22 protein-coding genes are annotated in these 18115 nt (G+C 52.7%); 9 read left to right on the top strand and 13 right to left on the bottom strand.

What is annotated here, in order from left to right:
• Positions 1-15: 15 nt before the first annotated feature.
• The 13 genes from RJ53_RS00635 to RJ53_RS00575 form a co-directional block, all read right to left on the bottom strand.
• Entirely contained in the window at positions 16-822 is an 807-nt protein-coding gene (locus tag RJ53_RS00635; RefSeq protein ID WP_211529673.1) for a DNA integrity scanning protein DisA nucleotide-binding domain protein, read from the bottom strand.
• A complete protein-coding gene (gene sucD, locus RJ53_RS00630; protein WP_211529672.1) occupies positions 819-1694 on the bottom strand; it encodes a succinate--CoA ligase subunit alpha in 876 nt (291 codons plus the stop codon). The genes RJ53_RS00635 and sucD overlap by 4 nt, the downstream gene beginning before the upstream one ends.
• Positions 1691-2779 carry an ADP-forming succinate--CoA ligase subunit beta gene (gene sucC, locus RJ53_RS00625; protein ID WP_211529671.1) on the bottom strand — a complete coding sequence of 363 codons (1089 nt, stop codon included), beginning with the start codon at positions 2777-2779 and terminating at the stop codon, positions 1691-1693. Before sucC ends, sucD begins: the two co-directional genes overlap by 4 nt.
• A complete protein-coding gene (locus RJ53_RS00620; RefSeq protein ID WP_211529670.1) occupies positions 2779-3315 on the bottom strand; it encodes a 2-oxoacid:acceptor oxidoreductase family protein in 537 nt (178 codons plus the stop codon). The genes sucC and RJ53_RS00620 overlap by 1 nt, the downstream gene beginning before the upstream one ends.
• Positions 3312-4100 (bottom strand): thiamine pyrophosphate-dependent enzyme, encoded by a 789-nt coding sequence (locus RJ53_RS00615; RefSeq protein ID WP_211529669.1) that lies wholly within the window; start codon positions 4098-4100, stop codon positions 3312-3314. Before RJ53_RS00615 ends, RJ53_RS00620 begins: the two co-directional genes overlap by 4 nt.
• Complete coding sequence (locus tag RJ53_RS00610; protein WP_246495907.1) at positions 4097-5197, bottom strand: 2-oxoacid:acceptor oxidoreductase subunit alpha; 1101 nt, start codon at positions 5195-5197, stop codon at positions 4097-4099. Before RJ53_RS00610 ends, RJ53_RS00615 begins: the two co-directional genes overlap by 4 nt.
• Positions 5194-5466 (bottom strand): 4Fe-4S dicluster domain-containing protein, encoded by a 273-nt coding sequence (locus RJ53_RS00605; protein WP_211529668.1) that lies wholly within the window; start codon positions 5464-5466, stop codon positions 5194-5196. The genes RJ53_RS00610 and RJ53_RS00605 overlap by 4 nt, the downstream gene beginning before the upstream one ends.
• Positions 5467-5526: 60 nt before the next feature.
• Positions 5527-6081, bottom strand: coding sequence for a FumA C-terminus/TtdB family hydratase beta subunit (locus tag RJ53_RS00600; protein ID WP_211529667.1), 555 nt, complete (start codon positions 6079-6081; stop codon positions 5527-5529).
• Entirely contained in the window at positions 6078-6917 is an 840-nt protein-coding gene (locus RJ53_RS00595; RefSeq protein WP_211529666.1) for a fumarate hydratase, read from the bottom strand. Before RJ53_RS00595 ends, RJ53_RS00600 begins: the two co-directional genes overlap by 4 nt.
• A gap of 61 nt (positions 6918-6978) precedes the next feature.
• Positions 6979-7479: a 50S ribosomal protein L16 gene (locus RJ53_RS00590; RefSeq protein ID WP_211529665.1), complete on the bottom strand. Its 501-nt coding sequence runs from the start codon at positions 7477-7479 to the stop codon at positions 6979-6981.
• Between the two features lie 61 nt (positions 7480-7540).
• Positions 7541-8317, bottom strand: a complete 777-nt coding sequence (locus tag RJ53_RS00585) for an ABC transporter ATP-binding protein (protein WP_246495906.1) — start codon at positions 8315-8317, stop codon at positions 7541-7543.
• On the bottom strand, positions 8296-9057 hold the full coding sequence (locus tag RJ53_RS00580) for an ABC transporter permease (RefSeq protein WP_211529664.1): 762 nt from the start codon (positions 9055-9057) through the stop codon (positions 8296-8298). The genes RJ53_RS00585 and RJ53_RS00580 overlap by 22 nt, the downstream gene beginning before the upstream one ends.
• A complete protein-coding gene (locus RJ53_RS00575) occupies positions 9057-10271 on the bottom strand; it encodes an ABC transporter substrate-binding protein (protein WP_246495905.1) in 1215 nt (404 codons plus the stop codon). The genes RJ53_RS00580 and RJ53_RS00575 overlap by 1 nt, the downstream gene beginning before the upstream one ends.
• A 199-nt stretch (positions 10272-10470) precedes the next feature.
• Here RJ53_RS00575 and argH point away from each other — a divergent pair, with 199 nt between their 5' ends.
• Genes argH through RJ53_RS00530 form a run of 9 tightly spaced genes read left to right on the top strand, consistent with a single transcriptional unit; the run spans position 10471 to position 18115 of the window.
• Entirely contained in the window at positions 10471-11952 is a 1482-nt protein-coding gene (argH, locus tag RJ53_RS00570) for an argininosuccinate lyase (protein ID WP_211529663.1), read from the top strand.
• Positions 11949-13175: a Glu-tRNA(Gln) amidotransferase subunit GatD gene (gene gatD / locus RJ53_RS00565; protein ID WP_211529662.1), complete on the top strand. Its 1227-nt coding sequence runs from the start codon at positions 11949-11951 to the stop codon at positions 13173-13175. Before argH ends, gatD begins: the two co-directional genes overlap by 4 nt.
• Complete coding sequence (gene gatE, locus RJ53_RS00560; protein ID WP_211529661.1) at positions 13165-14994, top strand: Glu-tRNA(Gln) amidotransferase subunit GatE; 1830 nt, start codon at positions 13165-13167, stop codon at positions 14992-14994. The genes gatD and gatE overlap by 11 nt, the downstream gene beginning before the upstream one ends.
• Before the next feature lie 48 nt (positions 14995-15042).
• Positions 15043-15318, top strand: a complete 276-nt coding sequence (locus RJ53_RS00555; RefSeq protein ID WP_211529660.1) for a DUF5350 domain-containing protein — start codon at positions 15043-15045, stop codon at positions 15316-15318.
• Between the two features lie 48 nt (positions 15319-15366).
• Positions 15367-15723, top strand: a complete 357-nt coding sequence (locus tag RJ53_RS00550; protein ID WP_211529659.1) for a hypothetical protein — start codon at positions 15367-15369, stop codon at positions 15721-15723.
• On the top strand, positions 15710-16237 hold the full coding sequence (locus RJ53_RS00545) for a nitroreductase family protein (protein WP_211529658.1): 528 nt from the start codon (positions 15710-15712) through the stop codon (positions 16235-16237). Before RJ53_RS00550 ends, RJ53_RS00545 begins: the two co-directional genes overlap by 14 nt.
• Before the next feature lie 13 nt (positions 16238-16250).
• Entirely contained in the window at positions 16251-16589 is a 339-nt protein-coding gene (locus tag RJ53_RS00540) for a DUF555 domain-containing protein (protein WP_211529657.1), read from the top strand.
• Positions 16586-17455 (top strand): carbohydrate kinase family protein, encoded by an 870-nt coding sequence (locus RJ53_RS00535; RefSeq protein ID WP_211529656.1) that lies wholly within the window; start codon positions 16586-16588, stop codon positions 17453-17455. Before RJ53_RS00540 ends, RJ53_RS00535 begins: the two co-directional genes overlap by 4 nt.
• A 6-nt stretch (positions 17456-17461) precedes the next feature.
• Positions 17462-18115, top strand: coding sequence for a diphthine--ammonia ligase (locus RJ53_RS00530; RefSeq protein WP_211529655.1), 654 nt, complete (start codon positions 17462-17464; stop codon positions 18113-18115).

Below are 18115 nucleotides of genomic sequence, written 5' to 3'. Positions count from 1 at the left end.
TTGATATAACACTGTTCATCTTTTTAGTGCGACCTCAGATCTGAGGGTCAGTCTGCAGACCCCGTCACGGAAGACCCGGACAAGACCGCCGCTCTCGGAAACTGTAATGCCAACGCAGGGAACATCCCGGGTAATGGCAGCAGTCGCCATATGGCGGCCTCCAAGGCCGGACGGAAGGATCACACCCCGTGCATCCGCATCGATATACCGACCTGCAGCGACGATGTACCCTTCTTTCGTGATGATAAAAACGCCATCAAGCTGGGCAAACTCCTTCACACTCTCCCAGTTCTCACGATTTCTGACATCACAGACAGAGAGGGGATGACCTGCATATGGGTTTAATATCGCCTGATGCGACCGGGAAAGAAGAGATGAGCCATCACCAATGATGAAAGCGGTTCCGACATTCCTTCCCTCCCTCCCTTCATGAGCAATCTCAAGAGCAAGAGAGAGTGCTGAGTGAAGTATCTCAGGTGCAACGATATCGCGATAGCTGGCAAGATCGAGGTAATCCTTTCCTTCTCCTACATCATAAATGAGAATAGCAAAAGGGAATACACCAATAATCTTACCGGATGATACCTCTGTTCTGAGATGGTACTGGACAACGGCATCAAGAACATGCTGTTCGCAGAAAAGGAGAAGTTCCTGCATGTTCCGTTTAATCATCAGATCCGGTTGATACTCCTTGACCCATACAATGGGTACATCAGCCTCAACCGGGGCAGGATCGAGAAAAGAAAGGATAGCAATTGCATCCACAGATTCTGCCAGTTCAACGGCTGCTGCCATCAGTACATCATCTTTCCGGCTACTCATAGCAGATCAGAGATACATTCCGGGAGTTCCGATGGGCGACGGGCAACGGTGATGCCCATCGCTTCCAGCCGCCTGATCTTCGACTCGGCATCCCCTTCACCACCCTCAATGATTGCACCAGCATGACCCATCCGCTTCTCCTTTGGTGCGGATACACCTGCAATGTATGCGACAAGAGGAAGACCGAGAGAGAGGGCGGCTTCAGCACCCTCTATCTCAAGTGCACCACCTACTTCACCGATAAGAATTGCGGCCTTTGTCTCCGGATCAGCACTGAAGCGCTCAATACAATCGACGAAGGTTTCACCGATGATGGGGTCGCCACCGATACCAACGACAGTACTCTGGCCGATACCAGCACGGGATAACTCATCGACGACCTCGTACGTGAGGGTGCCGCTTCGTGATATCACACCGACAGGACCTCGTTTGAAGAGGGGGGCCGGCATAATCCCAAGTTTACATTCCTCCGGGGAGAGGAGACCAGGACAGTTCGGCCCGATAACTGCCGAGCCGCAGGATCGCGCATACGCAACCGCCCGCATCACATCGTGGACAGGAATGTGTTCGGTGATGGCAACGATGGTCCCGATGCCCGCATCTGCCGCCTCCATAATCGAGTCTGCTGCTGCCCCTGCAGGAACAAAGATGACCGAGGCTGTGGTATCATGCAGGGCTACTGCTTCACGGACGGTGTCATAAACCGGAACACCATGTACTTCACGGCCTCCTTTTCCCGGTGTCACTCCTGCAACGATACCTTCACCACCGACCTTGCGGGCATACTGATTCATCAGGTCGATATGAAATGCACCCTGATTTCCGGTTGCACCCTGTACGAGGACACGGGTATGCTTATCACCATAGATCATGCTGATACCTCCGATACCGCGGCACGAACTGCCTCTTCCATCGTATCCAGCATCATATATCCTGCTCCTTCGAGGAGAGCACGCCCTTCCGTCTCATTCGTCCCGGCAAGCCGTACAATCACCTTCTGGGAGACGCCTGCTGCAAGGATACCACGGGCAACCTCATCACACCGGGTGATACCACCAAGAAGATTGACAACGATGACCCTGACGGACGGAACAGATGCAACAAGCTGTACTGCCTGCATAACCCGCTCAGAACCGGCACCCCCACCTACATCGAGGAAATTGGCAGCAGATCCCTGATGATGGGCAATCAGGTCAAGTGTTGACATCGTCAGACCTGCACCATTGCCGATGACACCGATCGTTCCATCGAGTTCAACATACGAGAAGCCATACTGCTCAGCCTTTGCCTCCCGCTCAGTGAGATCACGGTTTTCTGTAATGCCCTGACGTGTCAGTGCGTTATCGTCGATGATCAGTTTGGCATCAGCTGCGATGACACCCGACGGAGTGATGACGAGGGGGTTAATCTCTGCAAGAAGAGCATCTTTCTCACGAAACGCTCGATATAGCGAAGATATAACGGGTGCAATCTCCTTCTCACACCCTTTCGTCAGATACCGCAGGATGAATCCGGGAACCTCAGAGAAGAGGGGTGAGACATGGGCCTTCCGTACAGCATCAGGCTGCTCACCGGCGGTTGCCTCAATCTCGACCCCCCCTGCTTCTGCAAAGAGTATAACCGGAGAACGCCGGCTCCGATCAATCGCGATCGAAACGAAGTACTCCTTTTCAATTGCGAGGCGTTCCTCGACAAGCACCTCCCGGACCGGAAGTCCTTTGATCGTCTTTCCAAACAGATCTGTCGCAACAGATTCTGCATCATCTGTTGTTGCCATCAGGATACCCCCGGCTTTCCCGCGTCCCCCAACATCAACCTGCGCCTTTAGTGCAACTGATCCACCAACAGAGCGGCAAGCCTCTTCTGCCTCTTCCGGGGATCGAATCAGGATACTTGCAGGTATTGTAATACCATATTGTGAAAAAACCTCTTTCGCCTCATATTCAAGCAGTTTCATCATTCACCTCCATTTGAAGCGATCTCAATACCGAGGCGAAGCGCCTTCATATTGAGATCCTCAGTTCCCTTTGGAACACTGTCAAGCACTGCCTTCTGCATCGCTTCCTCTGAGACGATCCCGGTTGCAGCAACGAGTGCTCCAAGCATAATGATGTTTGCGAATATCGGCTTACCAAGAATATCTTTTGCCTTCATTGTGGCAGGGATTTCGATACACCGGCATTCAGGCCGTGATTGAACGAGTCCGGAGTCAATGAGCATCACCGCTTCGGGTGATGCACCAGCGCCAAACTTCAGAAAACCTGCCTCCGACATGATGACATAGATCGTCGGTTCAAGAACCTTCGGATACTGTATCGGTTCGTCACTGATGATCACCGTGCTTGAGGAGGCCCCGCCCCGTGCTTCAGGACCATAGCTCTGCGACTGAACAGCATGCTTTCCATCATACATCGTTGCTGCACGACCAACGATAACGGCAGAGAGGATGATACCCTGCCCCCCAAAGCCGGTAAACTTCACTTCATGTCTCATCGTCTCACTCCAAGGGCCGGGAGGTTTCGATCGGTCAGTGTTCCCACAACAAAGCTCCCTTCAGGAATCGGTTTTCTTTCTGCAACGAGGCGATCATACTTCTCTTTTAGGAGGGCATGATCCCGCATCTTTGAGACCATCGCCTCAACATCGCGGAGCCTGTTTCTCCTGCCATAGTTGGTGGGGCACTGGACCATGACCTCGATGAAGGAGAGGCCCGGCTTCTGCAGACCGAGTTTGATAGATCGGGTCAGTTCCCTGACATGATATGATGTCCAGCGGGAGACAAAGTTGGCCCCTGCTGCCGTGGCGAGGTCACAGAGGTCAAAGGCGGGTTCATCCATTCCGTACGGTGTCGTTGTTGAGAGGGCTCCCGTGGGTGTACATGGGCTGCCCTGGCCGCCCGTCATCCCGTAGATCTGATTGTTCATGCAGATGACGGTGAGATCAATATTTCTTCGGCAGGCATGAATGAAGTGGTTTCCACCAATTGCGGAGAGATCACCATCGCCTGTGAAGACAACAACGTTCAGATCATGATTTGCCATCTTCACACCTGTCGCAAATGCAAGTGCCCGGCCATGTGTTGTATGGAGTGAATCGGTCACGATATAACCAGGTGCCCTTGAGGAACATCCGATTCCTGATACAAAGACGGTCTCATCTACCTTCCAGTTGAGCGAGTCGACGGCCTCAAGGGTGCTGTTGATGATCGATCCATTGCCACAGCCTGCACAGAAGATGTGTGGCAGGCGATCATGCCGGAACCAGTCTTCAACAGTCATCGGTACTCCTCCGCGCGATCAAGCAGATATTGTGGTGTATGAAGTTCGCCACCCAGCCGGGGGAGAGAGATGACCGGCTGATCACAGTGACGTACTATCTCACGTGCCATCTGCCCCATATTCAGTTCAGGGACAAGGAATACACGGGCGTTCGGGAACTTCTTCAGAAGATTCTCTGGGAATGGCCAGACAATCCGGAGATTCAGGTGCCCATAGAGACCCTCAGGGGCATCCAGGAGGGCCTGACGCACAGAGCGTGTCGGAACCCCGTACGAGATGAAGACCACCTCGGCATCAGGGTTCTCGATATCATAGTCTGCAATCTCATGGCGGGCACGTTCCACCTTCTCGATAAGCCGCATAACAAGTCTCTCATGGAGATCCGGGTCGGTCGATGCCGGGTATCCTTTTTCGTTATGCGTCAGGCCGGTGACATGCACCCGGTGACCATGGCCAAATGGTGTGAAACCCGGCACAAGATCCTCCTCGGGTTCGAACGGAAGCATACCCTCGCGGATCGGCCGTGGAGGGGTACACTCGACGGTATCGGGAAACTCAACCCGCTCCCGAAGATGTCCGATGATCTCATCGGCCATCAGAAAAGCCGGAGCCCGAAACCGATCTGCCAGGTTAAAAGACTTGACGGTGAGATCAAACATCTCCTGAACGCTGGATGGAGCAAGGGCGATGGTGCTGTAGTCACCATGGGAGCCGAACCTGCACTGGAGCATATCACCCTGCGCAGCCAATGTCGGTTGTCCGGTCGAAGGACCGCCACGCTGGATGTTCACGACAACACAAGGTGTCTCGGTGAAGGCTGCATACCCGATATTCTCCATCATCAGTGAAAAGCCCGGACCACTCGTCGCTGTCATCGATCGCACACCCGTCCATGCACCACCGATAACCGCTGCCATACTCGCAATCTCATCTTCCATCTGGATAAACCGCCCACCAACCTTCGGCAGGCGTCGTGCCATATGCTCAGCCACTTCAGATGACGGTGTGATGGGGTATCCGGCGAAGAAGCGGCATCCCGCGGCGAGTGCACCTTCTGCAGATGCGATGTTTCCCTGCATGAAATCAACACGTGTCAATACTCAATCACCACCTTGTGAGGTTCATGTTTTGCCTCCGGGACCCATTTGATCGCCTGATCAGGGCAGATCGTCTGGCAGACACCACAGAGGCGGCGTTTGTAAAGTTGAGAGAGACGGCAGTTTGTACATCGCTCAGGGCGGTCGAGTTCGGGAACAAAGACACCCCGCCGGTTTGGCCGCCGTCCCTCCTGGAAAATATGATACGGGCAGACCATCACGCAGAGGTTACACCCTTTACATCGTACATCATCGATGACCAGTTTCATGCGACGGAATCCTCCTGTATATATTGTTAATGATTATCAATAAGCACTTGCCCCCGGTACTCATCCCTGCAACCGGGAACTCTTCTTCCATTCCTCAAAACGCATACCTGCACGATCACCGATCCTTGAGAAGAGATCCCCACCATGCGCATCAATGCCAACAACGAGCGGAAGGTCGGTCACTTCGATGATCCAGACCGCCTCGGCCATGCCGAGGTCCGGATAGTGTACCCCCTGAAGCTTCATATGGGAGGCGGCAAGAGCAGCACATCCACCCGTGAATGCGAGGTAGACTGCACGGCCGCGAAGTGCATCCCGGACACCGGAATCCATCCCACCTTTCCCGATGAGGCACCGGACACCGGAATCCAGAAGGAATCCGGTGAGACGGTTCATGCGTGCGGATGTCGTCGGCCCGGCTGCAATGATCTGTTTCCCCTGTATCACCGGGCCGCAATGATAGATCGCTGCGCCTTTTGGATCAAAGGGAATACCCTCTTCCATCATTCTGAGATGGGCTTCATCCCGTGCTGTATAGATGATTCCGGAGAGGAAGACCCGATCTCCCGCATGAAGCGAGAGAACCTCCGTTCCAAGTGGTGTCCTCAAATTCATGGGGTCACCACCCGTGTCGCCCTCCGGCACGCCCAGCACTGAATATTCACCGCAACCGGAAGCGATGCGGTGTGGCAGTGGGCCTTCTTCACCTTCACCGCAAGGGCAGTCGTATCTCCCCCAAGCCCCATCGGGCCGATTCCAAGCGTGTTGATAGCATCACAGATCTCTGATTCAAAAGAGTTCATCATCCCAATGGGGAGGAGAAGCGCCTCCTTAGCCAATGCTGCAGCAAGATCGAAGGTTCCGCCGATACCAACGCCAACCACAACGGGCGGGCAGGGCTTCCCGCCGGCAAGGAGGACAGTTTCAACAACAAATGAAATAACCTTACCTGCCTCAGAGGGAAGAAGCATTCCGATCCTTGAGACATTTTCTGAGCCTGCCCCTTTTGGAAGGACGGTAATGGTAAGTTCAGGGCCTTCACTGAAATGAATCGGCGGGATCTCAACCCCGGTATTGTCACCACTGTTCTCCCGGGTGAGCGGATCAACTGCGTTTGGCCGAAGAGGTACCGCTTCGGTCGCCTTGCGGACTCCCTCCCTGATGGCAGAAGATAGCTCTGCCCGTGATAGTGTGAAATTCTCAGGAACTGTTACATAGATAACGGCGATCCCCGTATCCTGGCAGAGAGGAAGATCCAAACGTTCAGCAGTCTGTATATTTGCGCGGATATTCTCAAGTTCTCCACGGGCCACCGGATCGGTTTCTGCCTCGTATGAAACATCAATCGCCCTCTTCACATCAGCTGGCAGAAGAACTTCAGCATCATGGATACAGGCAAGAGTTGCATCCACTAAGGCTTTTCTGAGCGTCTCCACTCCATGGGCATCCATACCGCAATATCAACGGGAGAGAAGATAAAACAGAATGGATGGAAAAAAGTATGATTTAGGGTTAGTTGTCAATGACCACCCTGATAGGGGTGGGGAGTTTGTGTCCACCATGAAGGAGGGCATACTTTGCTTTGTCCACATGCTGGGGTGATGTCCAGATAGTGAAGACACGCTGCCTCTCCTGAACACGTGCTGCTGTTCCAACAGCTTTCCCAAAGGCAAGACGCATTCCTTCCGAAACACGGTCTGCACCGGCTCCTGTCGCCTGCTTATTCTCTCTGAGAACATGGTGCGGATAGACACGGAGCTTAAGGTGGAAGTTGCTCCTACCCACTTCCTTTATCAGACGGCGGTTCATGTTGACACGTGCCGCCTCAAGTGCGGTGTGACGAATCTGGCATGCTTCCTCCACCTCGAGGTGAAGGGCAATTGGAAATTCTTCTTTAAGATTGCCCATATCGAACTGGACGATCTTAAGACCTGGGACACCACCCATATATTTCCTGCGCGTATATGCCTTCTTTGAGATCGACCTGTACATCTTTGCTGGCTTTCGTACCATGCTAAAAAACTCCTCGCTATCAGAACGTGCTTAATAAAATGGATGGTATAAGGTATAAAAGTTATTGACTCTCCTCAAGCTGATCGATCAATTCGAGGACATCACGACGGAGCGATGCAAACTCAACGCTTGTCCTGTCACGAGGCCGTGAAAAACGTACATCAAATATCGCCGACAGACGACCTGGCCGGGGAGAAAGGACTATGATCCGATCGGCAAGATACACCGCTTCATCCACGCTGTGAGTAACAAAAACGACGGTTTTCCGGGTATTTTCCCAGATCTCCAGAAGCTCCTTCTGCATCCGGTTTCGAGTCTGGGCATCAAGGGCTCCGAAGGGCTCATCCATCAGAAGGACAGCAGGATCGGTTGCAAGCGCCCGTGCCACCGCAACACGCTGACGCATTCCCCCTGATAGCTCATATGGATAGCTATCTGCAAACCCATCAAGGCCGACAAGCCGAATGAAGCGATCGGTGATCGTATCGCGTTCTTCTTTCGCCACTCCACGCATCTGGAGGCTGAAAGCTACATTTGCGCGGACGGTGCGCCAGGGGTACAGTGAGTACTCCTGGAATATCATGGCAAGCCGGGGGTCCGGCCCGGTAACCGGCTTCCCCTCAACAAGGATCGACCCCGTGGTCGGCGTATCAAGGCCGGCAATCATACGAAGGAGGGTCGTCTTCCCACAGCCGGAGGGGCCAAGGATAGCTACAAACTCACCCTTCTGAATCTCAAGCGTGATGCCACCAAGTGCAGTAACAGGTTCCCGTGTGCGTGTCTCAAAGATCTTCCCGACATCCTGGATAACAACGGTCATCTGTTCATCTCCTGCCATTGGAATTTCTTCTTTTCAATTGTTCGGAAGAGGAGATCTGCACCAATTCCGATGATACCGATGACTATCATTCCTGCTATGATCACCTGCACCTGCCCCCAGTTGTAGGAGTACATGATCAGGTAACCGATTCCTGAGTTTGTGCCCGGCAACATCTCTGCGGCAACAACACACATCCATGCAACACCAAAACCGACCCGAAGACCGGTCCATATGGCCGGAGCGGCGGCGGGAATGATGACATAGACAAGGAGTTTCCACCCCTTGGCACCATAAATCAAGGCCGTCTCGATCCATGTCCTGTTCACACGACGCACACCATCGATGGTATTTATCAAAACCGGGAAGAATGAGCCGATGAAGATGATGAAGACGATCGAGGCAAGGCCGATCTTGAACCATGCAAGGGCGAGCGGTACCCAGGCAAGGGGAGGGATTGGACGAAATAGTTGAATAAGCGGGTTGACAAGCTCATCTATTATTCTGTACCGTCCGATGATGATCCCTGCCGGTACCGCGCAGAGAACGGCAAGACCAAAACCGAGAATAACCCGCCATATCGATAGGAGTGCATTATCGATGATACTCCCGCTTCCAAGGATATCTGCCATTGGTGAAAGAAGAACCAAAGCAACAGATGTGGGCGTTGGAAGGATGAACGGATTGTTGATCAGAATCGATGCGACTTCCCATGCAAGGAGAAGAAAAAGGGGGGGTATTACTTTTAGATACCATCTCATCAGACTTCTTTCACCACCAAACCACTGTCCTGGAGTGCATATTTTATCTGCACATCCTGGATCGAGCCACGGATTGGTGCGGCGATCCTGAGTGGCCGACCCTCAGCGGATCGTGCATCAGCCCATGCGATGAACGAATCCCAGTCATCGACCGGAGCAGATGCCGCAACAACGAGCCCTGATCCTTCATTCTGTGTTGGAAGCAGGATCTTAATAGGCATTCCCTTGTCGACGGCAGAGATGGTCGGTGGGGTGCCTGCATAGGACATCTGAATAGCATCTGTTCCCATGAGGGTCATCAGCTGGGCCCCACCTTCACCCTGAACGAGCCTGACTTCCGTGATGATCTCGCCATTGACGATAAGATCCGCGACATCAACCTTACCGGGGGCCGTTGTCCGTGGCTTCAGGGCGATGCCGAAGTTCTCATGAAAATGCTCCCAGTCCTTGATAGCTACAAAGAGGGGTGCATCATGATCAGATGGGAGGTAGCCTATTGACATAGGTCTGGTACGCTTTTCCGGAGTTGTGATCTCGCCTGCATCGACCATCGCCCGTGCGGCTTCGTAATGGGAGAAGTCATACAGTGTATCACGGACCTCACCAGGTGATGCGTCTTTGAGGCTTCCTGTCAGATACCCAATATCCCGGAGAGCTTCGATGAACCGATCATTGCTCTGCAGCCAGTCCTCAGATGGCTCGGTCGAGAACCGGATCGTTGGTATGGAGTGGGCCAGTACATCCTGTGAGCTGACCTTGACATCGCCAAAAGTCATATCTCCACCGCCAAAAAGCCAGTCGGCAGAGACTTCGGCGGCACGATCAGGGTTCTCCTGGACATAGTCGCCTGAGAGGATGAGCAGTGCGGCAATCGCATTTACAAGATCAGGATTTGCAGCAATGAAGTCCTCGCGTGCAGAGAGGGCATCACAGGTGTGATCTGTCCAGGTTCCGGCAGGCGGAAGATCCTGAGAATAACTGACGACAGTCCCTATGCCGGAGACCTCGGCAACCGAGACGAATGGCTGCCATACCATATACCCGTCGATCTGGCCTGTTGAGAGAAGAACAGGCATCTGTCCGGTTGCGGTATACATAATACCGACTTCACTTGCTCCGTTTGGAGGTTGCACCGGCGCTTCATCAACACATCCTGTAATAAGAAGTGTCAATCCGAGAAGCACCGCCAGAGATACAAGCATTATCTGCTTCATATATAGGAATCGTAAAGAGGACTATATAATATATTGCTATTGAGGAATAATAGTGCTTAAAAGACACAATAATGATCATAAATTATACATAAAGACATTATATGACCCATATACGTCCATATAGCCTGAATCCCTGAGATATAATCCGTACGAAGAGATAATCAGATCCAACGATCCATCTTTCTACAGGAGGAACAGGATGCGACATGACCAGATACGGGAAGGAAGGCTCTCTGGTGAACGGAATGATCAGATTGCCGGCTATCTCTCGTCAATGGATGCTGACAGAAAAATAGCTCATGCAGATCTCCTCGTCGATATGGCCCATCTCGCCATGCTCGTCAGACAGAATCTGATTGGAGAAGAACAGGCAGGGATGATTGCCCGATCTCTCCTGAAAATGAAGAGGAATGGAATTCCACAAGAGGCATTCGATGAGCGGTTTGAGGATATTCATGCAGGTATTGAAGGGGAACTGATAGCTGAAGCAGGGATCGAGGCCGGTGGCCGCCTTCATATGGCACGTTCACGAAATGATGAGGTTGCAACATGTCTCAGGGTTCGTTCACGACAAGATCTACTGAAAATTCTTGACTCACTCTCGATGCTCAGGAAGGTCCTGATCACAATTGCAGAAGAGCATACCAGAACAGTTATGCCGGGGTTCACCCATCTTCAGCATGCCCAGCCCACGACCCTCGCCCACCACCTCCTCGCATATGAAGAGGCCTTTTCCAGGGATGCTGAGCGGCTTTCGGATGCATACCGACGGGTAAACCGATCACCCCTTGGATCTGCGGCCTTTGCATCGACCGGTTTTCCAATCGACCGATATATGACGGCTGATCTCCTTGGTTTTGATGATATCCTCGGCAACTCGATGGATGCCGTATCTGCAAGGGATTTTGCGCTTGAAATTCTCGCTGCGTTGACGGTGATGATGACAAATGTAAGCCGTTTCTGCGAAGAACTGATCCTCTGGAGCAGCGCCTTCGTCAGATTTGTTGAGCTTGACGATACCTACTGTTCGACAAGCTCCATCATGCCGCAGAAGAAGAATCCGGACTGTGCGGAGATCATGCGAGGCCATGCAGGATCGGTTGCCGGAGCGTTTCAGGCAGTGGTCGTCTCCGTCAAAGGACTTCCAATGAGCTATAACCGTGATCTCCAGACCCTGACGCCCCATCTCTGGAGAGGGATCGACGATGCTGCTGTAAGTATTGATCTCCTCGCCGGGATGATCGAGACCGCAGCCTTCAATACGGAAAGGATGCGGGAGGAGAGCGACCGTGGTTTCTCCACGGCAACAGAACTTGCAGATACGCTTGTGCGGGATTTTGGCCTGCCATTCCGGACTGCTCACAACATCGTCGGCCGTGCAGTCCGCTCTGGTGAGATCACCCTTGCAACACTGGAAGAAGCAGGTCGCGAGATGGGAGGGATCTCCCTTATTGAGAGAGGGTTATCCGGGGAGAGGATCAGCCAGGCCCTCGATCCCGATATGGTAGTCGCTGCAAAAGAGATTCCCGGCGGCCCAGCCCCGGGTGTTATAAAGGAGGCAATCCTCAGGCGGAGAGAGGCCCTCATAGAGAGTGAAAAGATGATCACCATGCATACGAATGCACTACACAAGGCAGAAGAGAAGCTGATGACAATAATACGGAGGCTGGCTGGAGAATGAAGGCCGGAGATCGGGTTCTCTGCTCCCCAGGGAGAGAAGAGACTGAGGGTATCTTTATCGCGGAAAGAGAGGGAATGGCGGTTGTGAAACTGAAGTCCGGGTACAATATCGGAGTGACGGCATCAGATATACAATTCATCGGTGCAGGTGATCAGAACAGAGTATCGCCCCCTGATGTAATCCAGAATCCGAACCTTCCGTTATTCTCCATCATATCAACGGGAGGAACGATTGCATCCCGTGTTGATTACCGGACCGGTGCAGTGACGAGCCAGTCAAATGCTGAAGAGATCATCCGGGCAATTCCACGACTCGGAGCACTCGGCCAGTATCGCACCAGGCAACCATTCACGACACTTTCAGAGAATATCCAGCCATCAATGTGGATGGATCTTGCGCGTGCGGTCTATGAGGAGATCACCAACGGGGCACGCGGTGTCATCGTCACCCATGGAACGGACACAATGGCGTATTCGGCTTCAGCTCTGAGCTTCATGCTCACCACCCCGGTACCTGTCATCTTCGTTGGATCACAGCGTTCAGCAGATCGCCCAAGTAGCGACAATATAATGAATATGCTCTGCAGCGTTGCTGCTGCAGGTGCAGATCTCGGGGAGGTTGCCGTCTGTATGCATGCAACAGCAAACGATGATATCTGTGCCATTCACCGTGCGACACGCGTTCGGAAGATGCACACCTCACGTCGGGATGCATTCCAGAGCATCGGCATCCCTCCGATTGCAACAGTAACGTATCCGAACCTTCTGGTATCAACAGACCGTGATGCCATACGACGTGCTTCGAATGAGGCATCTCTCGCAGACAGGCTCGAAGAGCGTTGCAGCCTCATCTCATTTCATCCAGGAATGTCACCGGCGATCCTTGAAGGGTACCGCTCCTGCCGGGGGATTATTATCACCGGGACCGGGCTTGGCCATACCAGTACTGAGCTGATCGGCATTATTCGGGAACTCATTGAAGACGGCACGACAGTTGTCATGACAACACAGTGCCTCCGGGGCCGTGTCTGTGATCGTGTCTATGATACCGGAAGAGATCTTATGGCTGCAGGTGTGATCGAAGGGGAGGATATGCTCCCGGAGACCGCCCTCGTCAAGCTGATGTGGGTTCTTGGTCAGACCGATGAACCCGATGAGATTAAGAGGATGATGCAGGCAAATCTGAAAGGTGAGATCAACAGGAGGTCAGCTCATGGATTATAAAGCTCTTGGCCTGAAGGCAGGGATTGAGATCCATCAGCAGCTCAACACAGAAGAGAAGCTCTTTTGCCGCTGTCCAACACTTCTTCGAAATGTTGAAGAGAGAAATGGAGAGATACAGCGGTATCTGAGAGCAACGGTCTCTGAGATGGGAACTATCGATCGTGCTGCAGAAGAAGAGATGAAGCAGATGCGCTTCTTCCGATATTATACATATGATAGCACCTGCCTCATTGAAAATGATGATGAGCCACCGACGCCGATGAACCCGGAGGCGCTTGAGATAGCACTCACCATTGCCAGACTCCTCTCGATGACACCGATCAGGCAGGTGCACACGATGAGGAAGATGGTCATCGATGGGTCGAACACAACAGGATTCCAGCGAACAGCGCTTATCGCCGTTGATGGGGTCGCTGGCAGCACCTGTCAGATCGAATCTCTCTGCCTTGAAGAAGAGGCGGCTCAACGGGTGACAGCTGCAACCTTCTCCCTTGACCGTCTGGGCATACCGCTTGTTGAGATTACAACAGCCCCCTGCATGCATACCCCGGAGGAGGTCAGGGATGTGGCTGCATATATCGGTATGATCCTCCGTTCCACCGGGAGGGTGAAACGAGGATTAGGCACAATTCGGCAGGATGTCAACATATCGATACGGGAAGGTGCACGGATCGAGATCAAAGGTGTTCAGGAGCTCGATCTCATCCCTGAGGTGGTATCCCGTGAGGTGCAGCGGCAGGTGCATCTTCTTGCAATTCGTGATGAGCTGATCAGGCGCGGTGCAGCGATTCCTGAGGACGGTATCGATCTCACCGACCTCTTCAGATCCACGAAGTCATCCATCCTGAAGAAGGCAGCGTGTATCATGGGAGCGAGCCTCACCGGATTCGCAGGGCTGGTCGGCAGGGAGATCCAGCCCGGCCGGCGTCTTGGGAGCGAGATGTCGGATTATGCAAAGAAGTGTGGTGTGGGAGGGATCTTCCATACCGACGAGCTGCCGGCATATGGTGTCACTGAGCAAGAAGTGGCAGCCCTCCGGGAGAGGTGTGGAGCCGGGCCGGATGACTGCGTCGTCATCGTCTCCGGCTCACACGACCAGGCATCCTGTGCGATACGCCTTGTACTGAAACGTGCCCGGATGGCATGCGAAGGCATTCCGGAGGAGACGCGAAAGATGCTCCCTGAAGGCAGTTCTGCATATATGCGGCCGCTTCCCGGGGCAGCCAGAATGTATCCTGAGACAGACATTCTGCCCCTGGAGATCACCAGCGAAATGGTGGATGGAATCACCCTTCCTGAACTTCTTTCAGAGAAGGCACGACGATATGCAGATGAGTATGGTATCGACGAAGCGGTTGCGCGGCAGATTGCATTCTCTGAACGTTTCACCCTCTTTGAAGAGGCGGTCGGGACCGGCATCAAACCATCACTTGTGGCGAGAACACTCTTTGGAACCCTCAGGGAGCTCTCCAGGGACGGAGTCGACTGTGGAGGGATCCCGGATGAGGAGATCCTCGAGCTCCTGAAGCGTGTGGATGCTGGATCCGTTGCAAAGGAGGCTATGCCCGATATTCTGCGTGCACGTGCAGGGGGAGCAGATTTGGAGGGCGCTGTTGCCTCGGTCGGCCCTGTCTTTTCAGTCGCTGATCTTGAAGAGATCGTCAGGCGGATCGTCGACGAGAGGCAGGAGTTCATCCGTGAGCGTGGAGATGCTGCACTCGGTCCGGTGATGGGTGTGGTTATGAAAGAGGTTCGCGGCAGGATCGATGGGCAGGTCGTTGCGGATGTTCTGAAGCGATCCATACAAGAGATGTTGTAAAGGGATATCTTTATCAAAATACCAAACGATGATTATAGGGAGTTTCACATGGGAAAGACAGGCAGTATTAACTGGCACCAGATAAAAGGAAACCAGGGCCAGATCCGACTGGTTCCGCAGAAGAGTGGTGAGGCGAAGAAGCCAGGGCCAAACCAGCGCTTTAAGAGGAACGCAATCGTCAAGAAGCTTGAGCAGAGGATGGAGAATACCGCACAGCAGGGACGCCGTGGGAGAGGACCAAAACTTGCCGATCCACGTGTCCGCCGTCACATTCGTCGCTCGAAGAAGACGATGATGGGCGCAAAACAGAAATCCAGACGGTAATTTTAGATTACCTACCTTTTTATATTCTTTTGTCACCTGTATATCCATATGGATCTCAGGAAAGCAGTTCTCTCATGGCAGTATGCTGAGCGTCAGAAGGCAGGGATAATCTCGATCTCAAAGATGCTCATGAGCCTGCCGGACTATCCAAAAGAAGAAAGAGCGGGTGCAAGCAGAATGCTCATCGCAGTGATTGAAGAATTTCGTGCAGATGCACAGACTGCTGCTGCGGCAACAGGAAATAATGAATTTAAAAAAGTTGCAAATGCACTCTCAGAGATGATCAGCCTCACCGAGAGTAGCCAGTTTGGTCTTGCAACCGAGCGGGCAGGTGAAGGTATCTCAGCAGCAACGACAGTAGCCCAGAGTGCATGGGAAGTACTCAGTAAACATGGAGTCCTCTGAATTCCTTGGATTTTTAAAATCCCGAAGTTCTATCCGTAGCTATACCGGGAAGAAGATCTCACGGGAGGAGATTGGATATCTTCTTGAAGCGGCAACGACCTGCCCAACCGCCGGGAATCGTGAGGCATGGGATCTGATCGTATGTCAGCAGGAAGATCTCCTCGAAGCGTTAGCGGATGCTGCATTTGACCAGCAGTTCATCAGAGAAGCGGGAACTGTCATTGTCATCTGTGCCAATTATGTCAGATCAATGTCCCGCTATGGTGAACGGGGGATCCTCTATGCGGTACAGGATGCAACAATTGCAGGAACCTACATGATGCTTGCAGCACATGCACTCAGATATGCAACATGCTGGATAGGGGCATTCGATGAAGATGAGGTGCGTGAACTCCTCGGCATTCCGCAACACGCCCGCCCCATCGGATTGCTCCTGATCGGGGAGGCACGGGAGCAGGCAGGATCTCCTGAGCGGATGCCTCCTCACGAACACCTGCATGAAGATTTTTGGTAATGGAGATAATATCATGGCAGACTATCATGTGATGCTCGAATCGGCATGGATCGTTAAGGATGTAAAGACCATCGATGATGCGATCGGAATTGCCATCAGTGAAGCAGGAAAGCGACTCAATCCGACGGCAAAGTTTGTCGAAGTCGAGATTGGTGCAACCTCCTGTCCAAATTGTGAGGAAGAACTTAATAACGCCCTGATGGTTGCAAATACTGCACTTGTGGGATTGACTCTTGATATGAAGGTCTTCAAGGCGGAGTCACGCCAGCATGCCGAACGGATAGCGAAGTCAACTATCGGAAAGGCACTCCGTGAGATTCCACTCCAGATTGTGGATGTGATAGAGATATGATTCATGTTGTCGGCCATACCGCAACAGATCATATCTTTCGTGTCTCCCGTCTCCCGGATAGAAATACATCGACGCAGATCCAGAATCACCAGATCTTCTTCGGAGGCGGAGCTGCAAATATCGCAGTAGGTATCGCAAAACTTGGCGAGGAAGCAACCCTTGTATCTGCAGTTGGAGGAGACTTCACAGGATCAGAGTATGACACATGGCTGGATGCACACAAGGTCGGCCGGTATTTCTATATCGAGGAGGAGACCCATACCCCGCTTGCCTGTATGTTCACTGATGAAAATGAGGATCAGATAACCTTCTTTGAATGGGGGGCATCAGAAGCCTTTACAACAGCAGATCCCCCTTCATTTGACTTCGTTCATATGGCTACCGCTGATCCGTCATACAATGTCAGGGTTGCCCGGCGTGCAGGCTTTTCATCCTTTGATCCAGGTCAGGATATTCACAAGTATACTGCCGAGCAGTTTGAAGACCTCCTCAACTCGATTGATATTCTCTTCGCAAACCGATTCGAAGCGGAGATTATGGGAGAGGTGCTCTCCCATTCCGAGGAGGAGCTGGCCTCCCGCGTACCAATTGCAATCTTTACGCGAGGAAAAGAAGGGAGCAGGCTCTATGAGGATGGCAGGATGCTTGAGATACCATCTGTCCCTGTTCAGCTTGTTGATCCAACCGGTGCCGGAGATGCATACCGGGCAGGATTCCTGACGGCATACCAGAAGAAACACTCACTTGCTGACTGCTGCAGGATTGGAACAGTCTGCTCTTCATTTGTTATTGAAGTTGCCGGATGCCAGACGAATCTTCCCACATGGGATAGAATGCAAGAACGATACAGAACCTACTTTGGGTGAGTCTCCATGTATGCGGCGCTGACGTCAGGTGGAAAGGATTCGGTCCTCTCAATCCAGATGGCCATTGATGAAGGGTTTGATGTCGGTTATATCGTCTGTGTCAGACCTGAGAATCCCGACTCCTATATGTTCCATTCATCAAATCTTGATGCAGTCAGGCTGATTGCCAAACGGGGTCGGATGGAGTATGTTGAGATACGGTCACATGGGCGGAAGGAGGAGGAGCTTGCGGATCTGAAGAGTGGTCTTGAACAACTCCCAATCACCGGCCTGATCGCAGGTGCAATAGCATCCAGGTACCAGTATGAGAGAGTCGGGGAGATCGCGTCGGCGCTCAGCCTCGAGATCTTCGCTCCACTCTGGCAGAGAGATCCCGAGTGGATCATGGAACAGGTCGCAAAGCGACTGGATGCGATCATCGTCGTCTGCGCCGCAGATGGGCTTGGTGACGATCTCCTTGGGGTACATATCGACGATACAATGATAGCTCGCCTTAAAAGGATTTCATCGAAGAACAGAATCCACATCGCCGGAGAAGGGGGAGAGTACGAGACACTCACCCTCAATGCACCGTTTTACTCCGAACCCATCCATTGGAAAGAGGAGGAGCGGCACATCTCTCCTGGCAGAAGTGAACTTATTCTGGACGGATTGTGGTAA

The organism is Methanocalculus chunghsingensis (genome assembly GCF_018132105.1).
Taxonomy (GTDB): Archaea; Halobacteriota; Methanomicrobia; order Methanomicrobiales; family Methanocorpusculaceae; genus Methanocalculus; species Methanocalculus chunghsingensis.
This window is presented reverse-complemented; position numbering and strand designations above follow the sequence as displayed.

What these genes read in the sequence shown, in the direction of transcription:
- RJ53_RS00635 (WP_211529673.1), bottom strand. Translation starts at nt 822, where the DNA reads ATGAGTAGCCGGAAAGATGATGTACTGATGGCAGCAGCCGTTGAACTG.
- sucD (WP_211529672.1), bottom strand. Translation starts at nt 1,694, where the DNA reads ATGATCTATGGTGATAAGCATACCCGTGTCCTCGTACAGGGTGCAACC.
- sucC (WP_211529671.1), bottom strand. Translation starts at nt 2,779, where the DNA reads ATGAAACTGCTTGAATATGAGGCGAAAGAGGTTTTTTCACAATATGGT.
- RJ53_RS00620 (WP_211529670.1), bottom strand. Translation starts at nt 3,315, where the DNA reads ATGAGACATGAAGTGAAGTTTACCGGCTTTGGGGGGCAGGGTATCATC.
- RJ53_RS00615 (WP_211529669.1), bottom strand. Translation starts at nt 4,100, where the DNA reads ATGACTGTTGAAGACTGGTTCCGGCATGATCGCCTGCCACACATCTTC.
- RJ53_RS00605 (WP_211529668.1), bottom strand. Translation starts at nt 5,466, where the DNA reads ATGAAACTGGTCATCGATGATGTACGATGTAAAGGGTGTAACCTCTGC.
- RJ53_RS00600 (WP_211529667.1), bottom strand. Translation starts at nt 6,081, where the DNA reads ATGAATTTGAGGACACCACTTGGAACGGAGGTTCTCTCGCTTCATGCG.
- RJ53_RS00595 (WP_211529666.1), bottom strand. Translation starts at nt 6,917, where the DNA reads ATGGATGCCCATGGAGTGGAGACGCTCAGAAAAGCCTTAGTGGATGCA.
- RJ53_RS00590 (WP_211529665.1), bottom strand. Translation starts at nt 7,479, where the DNA reads ATGGTACGAAAGCCAGCAAAGATGTACAGGTCGATCTCAAAGAAGGCA.
- RJ53_RS00585 (WP_246495906.1), bottom strand. Translation starts at nt 8,317, where the DNA reads ATGGCAGGAGATGAACAGATGACCGTTGTTATCCAGGATGTCGGGAAG.
- RJ53_RS00580 (WP_211529664.1), bottom strand. Translation starts at nt 9,057, where the DNA reads ATGAGATGGTATCTAAAAGTAATACCCCCCCTTTTTCTTCTCCTTGCA.
- RJ53_RS00575 (WP_246495905.1), bottom strand. Translation starts at nt 10,271, where the DNA reads ATGAAGCAGATAATGCTTGTATCTCTGGCGGTGCTTCTCGGATTGACA.
- argH (WP_211529663.1), top strand. Translation starts at nt 10,471, where the DNA reads ATGCGACATGACCAGATACGGGAAGGAAGGCTCTCTGGTGAACGGAAT.
- gatD (WP_211529662.1), top strand. Translation starts at nt 11,949, where the DNA reads ATGAAGGCCGGAGATCGGGTTCTCTGCTCCCCAGGGAGAGAAGAGACT.
- gatE (WP_211529661.1), top strand. Translation starts at nt 13,165, where the DNA reads ATGGATTATAAAGCTCTTGGCCTGAAGGCAGGGATTGAGATCCATCAG.
- RJ53_RS00555 (WP_211529660.1), top strand. Translation starts at nt 15,043, where the DNA reads ATGGGAAAGACAGGCAGTATTAACTGGCACCAGATAAAAGGAAACCAG.
- RJ53_RS00550 (WP_211529659.1), top strand. Translation starts at nt 15,367, where the DNA reads ATGGATCTCAGGAAAGCAGTTCTCTCATGGCAGTATGCTGAGCGTCAG.
- RJ53_RS00545 (WP_211529658.1), top strand. Translation starts at nt 15,710, where the DNA reads ATGGAGTCCTCTGAATTCCTTGGATTTTTAAAATCCCGAAGTTCTATC.
- RJ53_RS00540 (WP_211529657.1), top strand. Translation starts at nt 16,251, where the DNA reads ATGGCAGACTATCATGTGATGCTCGAATCGGCATGGATCGTTAAGGAT.
- RJ53_RS00535 (WP_211529656.1), top strand. Translation starts at nt 16,586, where the DNA reads ATGATTCATGTTGTCGGCCATACCGCAACAGATCATATCTTTCGTGTC.
- RJ53_RS00530 (WP_211529655.1), top strand. Translation starts at nt 17,462, where the DNA reads ATGTATGCGGCGCTGACGTCAGGTGGAAAGGATTCGGTCCTCTCAATC.